The sequence below is a fragment of the Thermoanaerobacter brockii subsp. finnii Ako-1 genome (assembly GCF_000175295.2).
Classification (GTDB): Bacteria; Bacillota; Thermoanaerobacteria; order Thermoanaerobacterales; family Thermoanaerobacteraceae; genus Thermoanaerobacter; species Thermoanaerobacter pseudethanolicus.
Window position 1 is genome coordinate 693,581 of the sequence record NC_014964.1, and the last position, 13,643, is coordinate 707,223.

Annotated in this window: 14 protein-coding genes; all 14 read left to right on the plus strand. The window is 33.1% G+C overall.

All coding sequences use genetic code 11. The features are described 5' to 3' along the window. Positions 1–45 precede the first annotated feature (45 nt). The 14 genes from THEBR_RS03335 to THEBR_RS03395 all read left to right on the plus strand — a co-directional run bounded on the left by THEBR_RS03335 (position 46) and on the right by THEBR_RS03395 (position 13,505). Positions 46–2,124, plus strand: coding sequence for a ribonucleoside triphosphate reductase (locus THEBR_RS03335; protein ID WP_012269116.1), 2,079 nt, complete (start codon positions 46–48; stop codon positions 2,122–2,124). Next, complete coding sequence (locus THEBR_RS03340; RefSeq protein WP_012269117.1) at positions 2,121–2,807, plus strand: anaerobic ribonucleoside-triphosphate reductase activating protein; 687 nt, start codon at positions 2,121–2,123, stop codon at positions 2,805–2,807. Before THEBR_RS03335 ends, THEBR_RS03340 begins: the two co-directional genes overlap by 4 nt. Positions 2,808–2,972: 165 nt before the next feature. Further along, on the plus strand, positions 2,973–3,167 hold the full coding sequence (locus THEBR_RS03345) for a hypothetical protein (RefSeq protein WP_041589949.1): 195 nt from the start codon (positions 2,973–2,975) through the stop codon (positions 3,165–3,167). A 75-nt stretch (positions 3,168–3,242) separates the two neighbouring features. Continuing rightward, the gene (locus tag THEBR_RS03350) at positions 3,243–3,599 is read left to right on the plus strand and encodes a DUF134 domain-containing protein (RefSeq protein ID WP_012269118.1); all 357 of its coding nucleotides are present in this window, start codon (positions 3,243–3,245) and stop codon (positions 3,597–3,599) included. A gap of 62 nt (positions 3,600–3,661) precedes the next feature. Beyond that, positions 3,662–3,820, plus strand: a complete 159-nt coding sequence (locus THEBR_RS12020; protein WP_156770932.1) for a hypothetical protein — start codon at positions 3,662–3,664, stop codon at positions 3,818–3,820. 34 nt (positions 3,821–3,854) lie between these two features. Further along, a complete protein-coding gene (locus tag THEBR_RS03355; RefSeq protein ID WP_012269119.1) occupies positions 3,855–4,601 on the plus strand; it encodes a cysteine hydrolase family protein in 747 nt (248 codons plus the stop codon). A gap of 367 nt (positions 4,602–4,968) precedes the next feature. Further along, complete coding sequence (locus THEBR_RS03360; RefSeq protein ID WP_011025138.1) at positions 4,969–6,012, plus strand: IS30 family transposase; 1,044 nt, start codon at positions 4,969–4,971, stop codon at positions 6,010–6,012. 181 nt (positions 6,013–6,193) lie between these two features. After that, positions 6,194–7,534 carry an ISLre2 family transposase gene (locus THEBR_RS03365; protein ID WP_156770933.1) on the plus strand — a complete coding sequence of 447 codons (1,341 nt, stop codon included), beginning with the start codon at positions 6,194–6,196 and terminating at the stop codon, positions 7,532–7,534. A 287-nt stretch (positions 7,535–7,821) separates the two neighbouring features. Next, complete coding sequence (locus THEBR_RS03370) at positions 7,822–8,391, plus strand: TetR/AcrR family transcriptional regulator (RefSeq protein ID WP_009052951.1); 570 nt, start codon at positions 7,822–7,824, stop codon at positions 8,389–8,391. 14 nt (positions 8,392–8,405) lie between these two features. Further along, the gene (locus tag THEBR_RS03375; RefSeq protein WP_003868725.1) at positions 8,406–9,269 is read left to right on the plus strand and encodes a patatin-like phospholipase family protein; all 864 of its coding nucleotides are present in this window, start codon (positions 8,406–8,408) and stop codon (positions 9,267–9,269) included. Positions 9,270–10,019: 750 nt separating this feature from the next. Continuing rightward, the gene (gene murB, locus THEBR_RS03380; protein ID WP_009052950.1) at positions 10,020–10,925 is read left to right on the plus strand and encodes a UDP-N-acetylmuramate dehydrogenase; all 906 of its coding nucleotides are present in this window, start codon (positions 10,020–10,022) and stop codon (positions 10,923–10,925) included. 12 nt (positions 10,926–10,937) lie between these two features. Then, positions 10,938–11,669 carry a PHP domain-containing protein gene (locus tag THEBR_RS03385; protein ID WP_012268667.1) on the plus strand — a complete coding sequence of 244 codons (732 nt, stop codon included), beginning with the start codon at positions 10,938–10,940 and terminating at the stop codon, positions 11,667–11,669. A gap of 5 nt (positions 11,670–11,674) precedes the next feature. Then, on the plus strand, positions 11,675–12,529 hold the full coding sequence (gene rapZ, locus THEBR_RS03390; protein ID WP_003870534.1) for an RNase adapter RapZ: 855 nt from the start codon (positions 11,675–11,677) through the stop codon (positions 12,527–12,529). Between the two features lies 1 nt (position 12,530). Beyond that, positions 12,531–13,505 carry a gluconeogenesis factor YvcK family protein gene (locus THEBR_RS03395; RefSeq protein ID WP_003868730.1) on the plus strand — a complete coding sequence of 325 codons (975 nt, stop codon included), beginning with the start codon at positions 12,531–12,533 and terminating at the stop codon, positions 13,503–13,505. The last annotated feature ends 138 nt before the right edge of the window (positions 13,506–13,643 follow it).

A 13,643-nucleotide genomic window follows, 5' to 3' on the forward strand; every position in this document is an offset into this window, starting at 1 on the left:
TTAAGGGGTTTAATTATTTTTACAAAAGAATGGAGGCTTAAAATCATGAAAATTGCTATAAAGGTTATAAAAAGAGATGGAAGGGAAGTTGAGTTTGATAAGATAAAGATTGCAAATGCTATATACAAAGCTTTTAAAGCAGTGGGAGAAGGGGAATACAAAGATGCCCTTGAAATAGCAGATGAAGTGACAGAGTACGTAGAAAATAATTTAGAAGGAATAGCCAGTGTAGAGCAGATTCAAGATATTGTAGAGCAATACTTAATAAAGCATGGTTATGCTAAAGCGGCAAAGGCCTATATTTTATACAGAAAACAGCATCAAGAGATAAGAGAATTTAAAAAAATGTTTATGGACATTGAAAAAATGGTGGATGAATACATAGGGAAGCAAGATTGGAGAGTAAATGAAAATAGCAATATGAGTTATTCACTTCAAGGTTTAAATAATCATATCTCCAGTACGATAACAGCTTATTACTGGTTAAACAAAATATATCCTCCAGAAGTTAGAGATGCCCATGTAAATGGAGATTTGCACATTCATGACTTAGGCCTTTTATCTGTGTATTGCTGTGGATGGGATTTAAGGGATTTACTGCTTTCTGGATTTACAGGGGTAGAGGGGAAAGTTCAAAGCAAACCTCCAAAGCACTTTAGGTCCGCTCTTGGACAGATTGTCAATTTTTTCTATACACTTCAAGGGGAAGCAGCCGGTGCACAAGCTTTTTCTAATTTTGATACCTATTTGGCACCTTTTATATATTACGATAATCTTTCTTACAAAGAGGTTAAGCAAGCTTTACAGGAGTTTATATTTAACATAAATGTTCCAACTAGAGTGGGATTTCAAACTCCTTTTACAAACATAACTATGGATCTTGTGGTACCGGAGATTATGGCAGATGAACCTGTTATAATTGGCGGTCAATTGATGGATAAAACGTATAAAGAATTTCAAAAAGAAATGGACATGCTAAATATAGCATTTGCAGAAGTTATGATGGAAGGAGATGCCAGCGGCAGGATATTTACTTTTCCAATACCCACTTATAATATAACTAAAAATTTTGACTGGGATAGTCCTGTCATAGATAAAATAATGGAAATGACTGCGAAGTATGGTTTACCTTATTTTAGCAATTTTGTAAATAGTGATTTAGATCCCAATGATGTGCGTAGTATGTGCTGTCGGTTGAGGTTGGACAACAGAGAATTAAGAAAGCGTGGGGGCGGGCTTTTTGGAGCGAACCCTCTTACAGGTTCAATAGGAGTTGTAACAATAAATATGCCAAGAATTGGATATTTATCTAAATCAAAAGAAGAGTTTTTCCAAAGGTTAGAAAGGCTTATGGATATTGCAAAAACAAGCCTTGAAATAAAGAGAGAAGTTTTAGAGAAAATGACTGAAATGGGATTGTATCCTTATTCAAAATTTTACTTAAGAGATATAAAAAAGAGATTTGGATTTTACTGGCAAAACCATTTTAACACGATAGGACTCATTGGAATGAATGAAGCACTATTAAATTTCATTGGAGTAAGCATAGCCAGTGAAGAGGGAAGGAAATTTGCACTTGAAGTATTAGATTTTATGAGGCATAAATTAGAACAATATCAATTAGAATCTAATTTCATGTACAATTTAGAAGCCTCCCCTGCAGAAGGAGCTTCCTATAGATTGGCTAAAAAAGATAAAGAATTATTCCCAGATATAATAACTGCAGGTAGCGATGTGCCTTACTATACAAATTCCACCCAGCTTCCTGTGGACTTTACTGAAGATATATTTACTGCTTTAGACTTACAAGAAGAGTTACAAACAAAATACACAGGAGGTACAGTATTTCACGGATTTATTGGAGAGAGTATAAACGATGTTACTACCTGCAAAGCTCTAGTCAAAAAAATAGCTTATAATTATAGAATTCCTTATTACACTATAACTCCAACTTTTTCAATCTGTGAAGACCATGGGTATATTTCGGGTGAACATTTTGAATGTCCTTACTGTGGGAAAGAATGTGAGGTTTACAGCCGCGTAGTGGGATATTATAGGCCAGTAAAGAATTGGAATGAAGGAAAGAAAAAAGAGTTTAAGGACAGAAAGGAATTTGTTGTATGATGTACGATTTTATGCTTGTTTCTTTTGCCGATTTCCCAGGAAAAATTGCAGCCACTGTTTTTGTAAGTGGTTGCAATTTTAAGTGTCCTTACTGCCATAACTCTTATTTAATTCAAATAAGGGAAGGTATACGGAGTGAAAAGGAGTTTTTTGATTACCTTAAAAAGAGAGCAAATTTAATAGAAGGAGTGTGTATTACAGGTGGAGAACCTACTCTTTGGAAAGGGCTTAAAGATTTTATAAAAAATATAAAGGACTTAAATTTTGAGGTTAAGCTTGACACTAATGGTTCAAGACCACAAGTGTTAGAAAATTTATTAGATGAAGGATTGCTCGATTATATAGCTATGGATATAAAAGCGCCAATAGAAAAATATGGCATATTTTTAAAAAACAAAAAAGAGATAGATAATGTTCAAAAAAGTGTAGAGATAATTAAAAATTCTGATATAGATTACGAATTTAGAACTACTGTAAATGACAAACTACTTACTTTAGAAGATTTTGAGGCTTTAGCTGATTGGATTTCTCCTGCGAAAAGGTATACTTTACAAAGGTACAAGTATGCTGAAGGAGTATTGGATAAGGAGAAAAGTGGAATTCAAGATTGTGATATTAACTTTTTAAAAAAAATAAAAGAAAAACTGAATGGAAATTTTGGAGAAATATTAATAAGAGAATGAGAGAGTCACCTCTCTCTTTTTATTTTTCGGAAAAATGAACTTGATAATGGACATAAATTAAAAATGGATTTATGATGTATTTAGAAACATTTGTTTTTCTAGGTAGAGGGGGAATAGGATGGCTAGCAATATACATATTTCAATAAATACCAGATATTAATTTTGTTGATTTTAGCAATATTTTATTTATTAGTGCATAATGCAGAAAAGGAAAAATATATTCTATTTTGGGGAAGTGCTTGGGGCCTTGATTTAATAAGATACGCTATGGAATATGCAATAGAATATGGGGATTTGCCTAATACATTTTTGACACAGGTGATAGTATATGGTTTGCTTGTAATAAGTTCTACTTTATGAAGGATTGATATTTTTCTTTAAAAAGTATAAAATATTAAAGTAATCGTCATTTATTAAACAATAGGGTGTGATAAAATGCCAAGACCTCCAAAATGCAGATGGGTTAGAAGTGAACCAAACGTGACGCATTTTAAACCTGTTGGCGTGCCTATGTCTATGTTAGATGAAGTTATACTAACAGTAGAGGAATTAGAAGCCATAAGACTTAAAGATTTGGAAGGTTTAGAGCAAGAAGAATGTGCTGAGATGATGAAGGTGTCAAGGCCTACGTTTTTTAGAATAATCAATTCAGCTAGACAAAAGGTAGCGGATGCTTTAGTCAATGGCAAGGCGATAAGGGTAGAAGGTGGCAATTACAGAGTTTATGATGAAGACCAAAGAGGTCATAGAGGCATGCGACATAGACATGGCCAGTGGGGTAGAGAAGATTAAAATTCTACTAAAATTTCATATATTTTTACAAAACCTTTCATTAATTACAAGGTGAAACAGCAATGATTTTGGCTTCCCAGGACTGTGTTTATGGCATTATAGCTGTTGCAGATACTGTAAAAAATGACTCTGCAAAAGCTATTAAAAAGTTACAAACTCATTCTTGTATAGGTATTTCAGTGGCAGTATGGAATGTTCTGTTTTTTTGTTTTATGGTATAATTTAGGCAAAGAGCCTTTGTGTGGAGGGATTTTTATGAATTTTGATAGTTTTTTGTATAATACCAGACCTTTTCTAAATTACCTTTTTGATTTTTACAGCAATCTTGACAATAAGAGTCTCAGCAGTGTTATTTATGACGCTGGTGGGGTTGATAAGGTTTCAATACTGATTGTGGATATGGTAAATGGTTTTTGCAAAAGTGGTCCATTAGCCAGTCCAAGAGTAGCGGGCATAATAGAACCCATAAAAAATTTAATCAAGGCTTCTTATAGAATGGGCATAAAAAATGTCTTTTTTATAAATGATTCTCATACTGTAGGTGCAGCAGAATTTGGGGAGTTCCCACAACATTGCGTAAAAGGAAGTTTTGAAAGTGAAATTGTGGATGAATTGAAGGAAGTAATTGAAGGGGAACCGGTAGTTTTTGAAAAGAATTCTTTAAATGCGTTTTTCGGTGGGGAATTAGAAGGTGGAAATGAATTTTTAAAAAAGACTTTGGAAATGATAAAAGAAGGAAAATCTACTTTTATTGTAGTAGGAGATTGCACTGATTTATGCGTTTACCAGACGGCTATGTCTATAAAAATGATTGCAAATGCCAATAATCTTAAAGTTAATGTAATTGTACCAGAAAATTGTGTCGAGACCTATGACATTTCTGTCAAAACTGCCCAGTCCCTCAAGATAATGCCTCATGATGGTGATTTGGTACATACTATGTTTTTGTACCATATGAAATTAAACGGTATAGAAATTGTAAAGGAATTGTTGGAAGAGTAAAGAGTAGGATTAGATGAATTTGCAAAAATCATTGCCAATATTTATTTTAAAGGCATGCCAAAAAACATAGTGTAAAATTATCGTAGGATTTTTTGGGTGAAAAAAAACAAGAGACAACCCCTGTGATAAAATAGATTATGGAAAACAAAACAATACAGAAAGGGGTGTCTCTTGTGAAAAAACATATCTTTGAGGATATTATACTACAAAATGCTCTAAATTTCACTAAGGAAGTAGTAGAAATTTTTGGTGATTTATTAAAGGTTAGTTGTATAATTAAATGCAACAGATAAAAGAATAGAAACCATAGTGAAAATCGTGTATGATATAGGTGTCAACTAAACATCATACAAGGAGGATTTTCACTATGGTTCATAATAATGATACCACAAAAAAGCGTTCTTTTAAACACTTAAGTAGCTATGAACGAGGAGAAATCTATGCATTACTCAAAGAAGGAAGAAGTATTCGGTATATTGCTAAAAAACTTAATCGATCTCCAAGCACTATAAGCCGTGAAATTAAACGTGGAACTACTACACAACTTAGAAGTGATTTATCTTCTTATACAAGCTATTTTCCTGAAACCGGTCAAGCTATCTACGAAAAAAATCGCTCAAATTGCGGAGCTAAATTTAAAGTAGCTAAAGCAGAAGATTTTTTGAAATATGCTGAAAATAAAATATTAAATGAAAAATGGTCACCAGATGCAGTTGTAGGCTATTGTAAAAAAGACCCAAGCTGGAATAATAAAACTATTGTTTGTACTAAAACACTGTACAACTATATAGATAGAGGATTATTAAAAGTTAAAAACATTGATTTACCTTTAAAACTACGTTTAAAACCAAGAAAGAAACAAAATCGTAAAAATAAACGTATTATGGGTAAAAGTATTGATTTTAGGCCTAAAGAAGTTGAAAGCCGTGAAGTTTTTGGGCATTGGGAAATAGATACGTTAATTGGCAAGAAATCTAATGACAAGGTCCTTTTAACATTAATAGAGCGTAAGACTCGCCATGAAATAATATTCTTATTAGATGCAAAAGACAATAAATCTGTTAAAGATGCATTATCAAAATTAAAAGATATGTTTGGTGACAATTTAAGCAAGGTCTTTAAAACAATAACATCTGATAATGGTACAGAGTTTAGTGATTTAGAAAGTGCTCTTTTAGAATATGGCGTAGAAGTATATTATACACATCCATATTCATCTTGGGAAAGAGCTACAAATGAACGACATAACGGTCTTATACGACGTTTCATCCCTAAAGGTAAAAGTATTAAAGATTTATCTATAGATACGATAAAGAGAGTAGAAAACTGGCTTAATAACCTTCCACGAAAATTGTTAAATTACAAAACGCCTAAGGAATACTTTTATGAAGAGCTGGCAAAAATCTGTTAAGCCCATCCATTATAAAGTTTAGAGCTCGTTCGTGATTTGTCAAGGGGCAGGCTTCGCCTGACTTTAACCCTTGACAAATCACGACCTTCGCTCAACTTGTTAACTAAGATGGGCTTAAGGTTATATATGATTTGTTCCAAATCCTATATCTACATGATTTTCATTAGGTGTTGCATTTAATATTGCAATTTATAGTGATTTATTAAATAAAGGAATGAATATTACAGAGCTTGCAGCAAGGATAAAGGAACTGACGGACAAACTAGGTAGAGAGGCAATAGAAGCAATTATTGAAGAGTTAGATAGGATAATAAAAGAAGATAAGAGAAGGAAAGAAAAATGGGTAGTAGAGAGGAAAGATAAAAAGAGATTAACGACAGTCCTTGGGGATATTGAATATGAGAGGACATATTACAAATCTAAAGAGGATGGAAGATATACATATTTGGTGGATGATGCATTAGAGATAGGACGGCACGATAGGATAGAAAAGGGAGTAAAAATAAAGTTAGTAGAAAACGCAATAGAAGAATCATATGAAATAAGCAGTAAAAAAGCATGTCCAGAGGAGTTAAGTAAACAGACGGTATTAAACGCAATAAGGGAAATAGGAGAAGTAGAGGTAAAGAGAGAAATAAAAGAGAAGAAAGAAGTAAGGGTATTATACATAGAAGCAGATGAAGACCATGTGCCTTTGCAAGATGGCAGCAATGAAACACCGCGATTGATATACATACATGAAGGTAAAGAAGAGAAAAATGGTAGAAATGTACTGAGAAATGTGCATTACAAGGCATACGTAGGAGAGAAAGCTGAAGACATATGGATAGATGTAGCAAATTACATAGAAGAAAATTACAAGGAAGAGAAGATAGAGAAGATATACATAGCAGGAGATGGAGCACCGTGGATAAAAGAGGGATTAGAGTGGATAGCAAAATCAAGGTTTGTGTTAGACAGATATCATTTAAACAAATACGTATTAAAAGCAACATCAAAAGAGCCAAAGTATAGAGATAAGATATGGAGAGCAATAAATGAAGGGGATAAAGAAGGAGTAAAGAAGGTATTGGATGAGTTAATAAAGGCAGCAGAGGAAGAGAGAGAAAAAGAGAAGGTAAAAGAGGCCAAGAGGTACATACTAAATAATTGGGAAGGAGTAGAGATATACAGTAAAGACAAAGATGTAATAGGGTGCAGTGCAGAAGGGCATATAAGTCATGTATTTTCTTCTAGATTAAGTAGGAATCCACTAGGGTGGAGTAGAGAAGGATTAAAGTTAATGGCGAAATTAAGAGTATTTAGCAAGAACGGAGGAGATTTAAGAGAAATAGAATGGGGTAAGAAAGAGAATATAAATGCAGGGAGCTACAAATTAACAAAGAAGCAAATAAAAGAGGCGGTAAGGAGAATTAAAACGTCTACAAATGAAAAGATAAATAATATTACAGTTTTAAATATAGGGAAAGTTACACCAATATATAGGATTTTAAGAGCAATAAAATATGCGCAAGTTATATAAAAAAAATGATAGTTAGAAACCTTGAATTAATAATTTTTAGGGGTTGTCTTTAAAAAATATCCTACAGTATCTTGACACTATCGCCAAAAAATTCTATATTGACTTTTTTAAAATTTGGTATATAATATTTTTAAAAGAAAATTAGGACGGATGTCCGAATTAATTTCAAAGGAGAGGTTGCCATGACAAATTTGATAGAAAAATCTATTAATTTTGGGTTAGGATTATTTGCATTATCGCGAGAGAAAATAGAAAAAATAGTAGAGGAACTTAAGGAGTAATCCAATATGGAAGAAAGAAACCAATCACAAAGAATATTAAATGCTGCATATAAATGCATTTCAACTAAAGGCTATGCTAATGTTTCGTTAAGAGATATTGCAGAGGAAGCTGGTGTTGTATTAAGCCAATTGCATTATTATTTTGGTAGTAAGGAAGGGCTTTTTACAGAGGTAATAAAGATGATGATAGATAAATATTTAGAAGAAATAAATGAAGCTTTGAGTATTGGAGAAACTGCAAAGGATAAGATGCTATCCTTAGTGAAATTTTTTAAAGACCTGTTAAGTAATAATCCGGGACTTTTTAAACTGTTGTACGATTTTACAGGTTTAGCCATGTGGTCCTCTTCTTTTAACAGTTTATTAAAGGATTTATTTAATGATTTATCTAAAATGATTGAGGAAAAAATTTTAAGTAATAGTGCTTTAGGAGACAATTTTAAAAGTTATTCTCCACGAGCAGTAGCGAGAATGATACTTGGTGCAATGTTTGGTACGGGAATTCAAGTGATTTTAGATTCTAATGAAAATGAAATTTTGGATGCGTTAAATGCCATACAAATTATTTTTGAGTAAAATGGTGATGGAAAATGAGACCAAAAGTAGGACTTATACTAGGTGGTGGAGCAGCAAGAGGATATGCGCACTTAGGTATACTAAAAAGATTTGAAGAAGAAAATATTCCTATTGACTTTATAATAGGCATAAGTATGGGAGCGATAATAGGAGCAATCTATGCTTCAGGACATAATGTAGACAAACTTATAAGTGATGCAAAAAAGATTAATATGTTAAAATTTTTAAACTTATTGGATTTTAAAACATCACAAACTGGTTTGGTAAAAGGCGAAAAAATAGAAAAATATTTGCAGGTCTATATAAAAGAAAGATTTGAAGAGCTTAATATCCCTCTATATATTGTGGCTACGGATATTCACACAGGAAAAGAAGTAGTATTCTCAGAAGGAGACTTGATAAAAGCTATAAGAGCAAGTATTTCTATTCCTGTCATTTTTGAACCTGTGGAATACAATGGAACCAAGTTAGTTGATGGGTCAATTATTGATTTTGACGCAGTAGGATTAGCAGCTAAATTGGGTGCAGACATAATTATAGAATGTGATGTGAGCTCTAGCATAGATATGGGAGTTTTTGAAAAAACCTTTTATTCTTTAGCTAATAGTGATAAGTTGCTGCCTCTAAAAAAATATTTCAATTTAAAAAGGACAGCGCCTGAAATTATATCCATTACAGCTACAACTATGAAGTTATTAAAAGACAGTTCTAACAAAAATTCTGAAAAAACAGAGAGGGGTAAAAGAGTCTATACAATAAAACCTAATGTTAATAATATTCGCTGGTATAGGTTTGACCAGGCGGGAAAATGCATAAATATGGGATTTGAAGCTGCCGATTCTATTGTTTGGAGAATAAAGAGAGAACTGGAAGTATAGAATAAACAACTCCCATTGATGTGAAAAAAGGAATGGAAAATACTTTTATAACTTTAAAAATCATATTGAACACCTCATATAATTATATGCTCTAGGTTTTAGCAAAAAACATAGAAAAACGGATATTTTTTTTGCTAAAGGGAGAAATACTGAATAAATATAAGGAAAAATTCAAAATATTAGAAGATATGAGGTAATTTCAAGCTATATCCGATTTCTTCCCCTGTGGTATAATAAAAATTGAAATGGAAATCAAAATTTTAAGATTATTTAATGCACAAATCAAAAGCTGCTTATACTGGAATAAATTTAATTACAGGAGGTGTGTTGGACACGCCAGAGAAGGAACAGATGGCAGTCTGTGACTCTGCAGCCCACTAATTCATTGGCGATGCAGTTCATAGTGTAAGCAGCTAATTAAGAGGTGATTGCTGTGGAATGCCCAAATTGCAAAAGTACGAATGTGGGCAAAATAGGGAATAACCTGTATTTTTGCAGGGATTGCAATTGCGAGATAAAGATAAAAAAGTGCACAGCTGTTGTGAGCATGTATGATTCGGAAGGTTGCATAAGCAAGAGATTTAAAGTTTGTTACAATGCATAAAGGAGGGGTAGTCCCCTCTATTTATTTTGTGAAAAAAAAGTGATATTATAAAATTGCATATAAAGTTTCATTTTGGAATGAAAACAATATATTATTGATAGACTATAGATGGAGTAGTTAAACTTTAAATTTTGAGGAGTGGTAGAGTGATTGAGATAGTTGACAAATTGAAGGATATCCTTAGAGAAGGGAAATTGTATTTAAACGAGCCCATGAAAAGACACACTTCTTTTAAAATAGGTGGACCTGCAGATGTGTTAGTTGTACCAAATAATCGTAAAGAATTATTGGAAGTCATATTTTTGTTGAAAGGAGAAAACATTCCTTTTTTTATACTAGGAAATGGTACTAATTTATTGGTAAGTGAAAAGGGCATTAGAGGAGTTGTAATAAAATTATCCTCTTTAAGGAATGTAATGGTAGAAGGTAATAGCATAATTGCTGAAGCGGGAGCCCCTCTTTCCTATATTGCCAATGTGGCACTTGTACATGAACTTGCGGGATTTGAATTTGCTAGCGGGATTCCTGGCACTTTAGGTGGAGCAATAGTGATGAACGCAGGAGCTTATGGGCCTGAAATGAAGGACGTGGTAGAAAAGGTAGAGGTTTTAGATGAAAAAGGCAATATATTGATTTTATCAAACGAAGAAATGAATTTTTCCTATAGACACAGCATTATTCAAGAAAAGGATTGGATTGTTTTAAGAGCATGGCTTAGTTTAACAAAGGGGAAATACGAAGAAATAAAAAGCAAAATGGAGGAACTAAATGCAAAAAGAAAGGAAAAACAGCCTTTAGAGTATCCCAGTGCCGGAAGTACTTTTAAAAGGCCACCTGGATATTATGCTGGAAAATTGATTGAGGAGGCAGGACTTAAAGGTTATTCAATTGGAGGGGCTAAAGTTTCTGAAAAGCATTCGGGATTTATTATAAATACTGGCAATGCAACTTTCTACGATGTTTTAAATTTGATTGAACATATACAAAAAGTAGTAAAAGAAAAGTTTGGAGTGGAACTTGTACCAGAAATAAAAATAGTAGGAGAGAAATAGGTGATTAGACAAATGAGAATTTTTGCTGATTATCACACCCATACGGTATACAGCCATGGCAAAGGTACAATAGAGGATAATGTGAAAAGGGCAATAGAAATTGGACTTGAGGTAATTGCGATTACTGACCATGGACCAGCTCATGTATTTTATGGTTTAAGAAAAAGGGATTTTAAAAAAATGAGGGAGGAAATAGATAAGATTAATGAAAAATATCCTCAAATTAAAGTGCTGATGGGAGTAGAAGCTAATTTAATCAGCTTAGAAGGAGATATTGATGTTCCAGATGAACTTATGAAATATTTAGATATTTTGCTTATGGGATATCATGAAGGAGTTATGCCTAAAGACTTTAGAAGTACTTTACAGCTTTTTGGTAAGAACATGGCAAGTAAATATTTTATTTCCTTGCGGGAAGAGATGAGAGAAAAAAATACTCAAGCGATGATTAATGCTATAAAAAAGTACAAAATTGACATAATAACACACCCCGGAGCAAAAGTAGACATTGATACACAAAAGCTTGCAAAGGCAGCAAAAGAGAAAGGAACGGCTCTTGAGATTAATTCTAGTCATGGTTATATGACAGTTGAATATGTAAAGATAGCCAAAAAAGAGGGGTGCAAATTTGTAATAAACAGCGATGCCCATACGCCTCATAAAGTAGGAGACTTTAAAAGGGGAATAGAAATAGCAAAAGAGGCGGGACTAACAGAAGAAGATATAATAAACGCAAAGAGGTGATATTTATGAGGTTTGTCATAATAACAGGGCTTTCTGGCGCTGGAAAAACACAGGCATTAAAAGCGATGGAGGATATGGGCTTTTTTTGTATAGACAATTTTCCACCTGCTCTTCTTCCAAAACTTGCTGACCTTTTTTATCACTCAAAAAATGTTGATAAGGTAGCCCTTGGTATGGATTTAAGAGGTGGCCAGTTTTTTGAGGACATCTATTCTAGCCTTGAGTTTTTGAAAAAAAACAACTACGATTACGAAATAGTTTTTTTGGAAGCTTCTGACGAGGTTTTGATAAAGAGGTTTAAAGAAACCAGAAGAAAACATCCTCTCTCTGAGGAAGGTAGAATAGTTGATGGAATAAATGAGGAAAGAAAGAGACTTGCAGAAATAAGGAAAATTGCCAATAGCATAATAGATACTTCTAATTTAACTTCTTCCCAGTTAAAAGAGGAATTGTCTAATATCTTTTTAAAAGGGAAAAAGTTTAAAGGAATCATAATAGATATTATGTCTTTTGGATATAAATATGGAATACCTCTTGATGCTGACCTTGTATTTGATGTGAGGTTTTTGCCTAATCCTTTTTATATTGAAGAGTTAAGACCTTTAACAGGAAATGATGATAAGGTAAAAGAGTACGTGATGAAGTGGGAGGAAGCAAAGGAGTTTTTAAAAAAATTAGGGGACATGATTAAATTTTTAATCCCGTATTATATAAGAGAAGGTAAATCTCAACTTGTTATAGCTATTGGATGCACAGGAGGAAAGCATAGGTCTGTTACTATTGCAAATGCCCTTTATGAGTTTCTAAAAAAAGAAGATTATTCTGTTATTTTGCACCATAGAGATATAGGAGAGGAGTAATATGATTATGAAAAATAATTCTAAAGGAGGACCTCGTATTGTTGCTATTGGTGGAGGTACAGGGCTTTCTACTATGTTGAGGGGGTTAAAATTTTATACAACTAATATTACTGCGGTAGTTACAGTAGCAGATGATGGCGGTGGCTCGGGAATCCTAAGACAGGATTTAGGGATACTGCCGCCTGGAGATATAAGAAATTGTATACTGGCTTTAGCAAATACAGAGCCTACAATGGAACAACTTTTGCAGTACAGGTTTACTGAGGGAATGTTAAAAGGACAAAATTTTGGGAATTTGTTTTTGGCAGCCATGATAGGTATTTCTAAAAATTTTGAAGAAGCTGTAAAAAAGATGAGTGATGTGCTTGCTGTATCTGGAAAAGTTATTCCTGTAACTCTTAATGATGTAAGGCTTGTAGCAGAGCTGGAAAACGGGACTATTATTAAAGGGGAATCGCAAATTCCTGTTGTACAACAAAAAGAAAACAGCAAGATAAAGAGGATATATATTGAACCTTCTCATGCAGCGCCTTTTGAAGAAGTGTTAGTGGATATATTAAATGCTGATGCCATTATATTGGGTCCTGGAAGTTTATATACAAGTGTAATACCTAATCTTTTGGTAGATGGAATGTGTGATGCTATTGAAACCTCCAAAGCGGTTAAAATTTATGTATGTAATATCATGACACAGCCAGGAGAGACTTTGGGTTATACTGCTTGTGACCATGTGAAGGCTCTTTTTGAACATGGGCTTAAATCTATAGATTACATTATTGTCAACAATGGCGAAATTCCTCATGATTATATGGAGCGCTATATAAAAGACATGTCACAACCTGTTGAATACGATAAAAATCAGTTAGAAAGAATGGGAATTAAAGTAGTAGAAGAAAATTTAGTAGCTTTAAAAAAGGAATTTATAAGGCATAATGAGCAAAAGCTTGCAGAAGTGATTATAAGCCTATTAGTATAAATGCAAAATTTTAGTCTATGTTGTACAAAAAAATATATTGACATTTGTTGAAATAAGATATACAATATTATTAAAAGCAAGCGCAAGCGATTGCAATGAAATTGCAATTGGGCGCGCTTTTTAAAAATACGTTTCGAG

What these genes read in the sequence shown, in the direction of transcription:
- THEBR_RS03375 (WP_003868725.1), top strand. Translation starts at nt 8,406, where the DNA reads ATGAGACCAAAAGTAGGACTTATACTAGGTGGTGGAGCAGCAAGAGGA.
- THEBR_RS03350 (WP_012269118.1), top strand. Translation starts at nt 3,243, where the DNA reads ATGCCAAGACCTCCAAAATGCAGATGGGTTAGAAGTGAACCAAACGTG.
- THEBR_RS03355 (WP_012269119.1), top strand. Translation starts at nt 3,855, where the DNA reads ATGAATTTTGATAGTTTTTTGTATAATACCAGACCTTTTCTAAATTAC.
- THEBR_RS03395 (WP_003868730.1), top strand. Translation starts at nt 12,531, where the DNA reads ATGATTATGAAAAATAATTCTAAAGGAGGACCTCGTATTGTTGCTATT.
- THEBR_RS03370 (WP_009052951.1), top strand. Translation starts at nt 7,822, where the DNA reads ATGGAAGAAAGAAACCAATCACAAAGAATATTAAATGCTGCATATAAA.
- THEBR_RS12020 (WP_156770932.1), top strand. Translation starts at nt 3,662, where the DNA reads ATGATTTTGGCTTCCCAGGACTGTGTTTATGGCATTATAGCTGTTGCA.
- THEBR_RS03340 (WP_012269117.1), top strand. Translation starts at nt 2,121, where the DNA reads ATGATGTACGATTTTATGCTTGTTTCTTTTGCCGATTTCCCAGGAAAA.
- THEBR_RS03335 (WP_012269116.1), top strand. Translation starts at nt 46, where the DNA reads ATGAAAATTGCTATAAAGGTTATAAAAAGAGATGGAAGGGAAGTTGAG.
- THEBR_RS03360 (WP_011025138.1), top strand. Translation starts at nt 4,969, where the DNA reads ATGGTTCATAATAATGATACCACAAAAAAGCGTTCTTTTAAACACTTA.
- rapZ (WP_003870534.1), top strand. Translation starts at nt 11,675, where the DNA reads ATGAGGTTTGTCATAATAACAGGGCTTTCTGGCGCTGGAAAAACACAG.
- THEBR_RS03385 (WP_012268667.1), top strand. Translation starts at nt 10,938, where the DNA reads ATGAGAATTTTTGCTGATTATCACACCCATACGGTATACAGCCATGGC.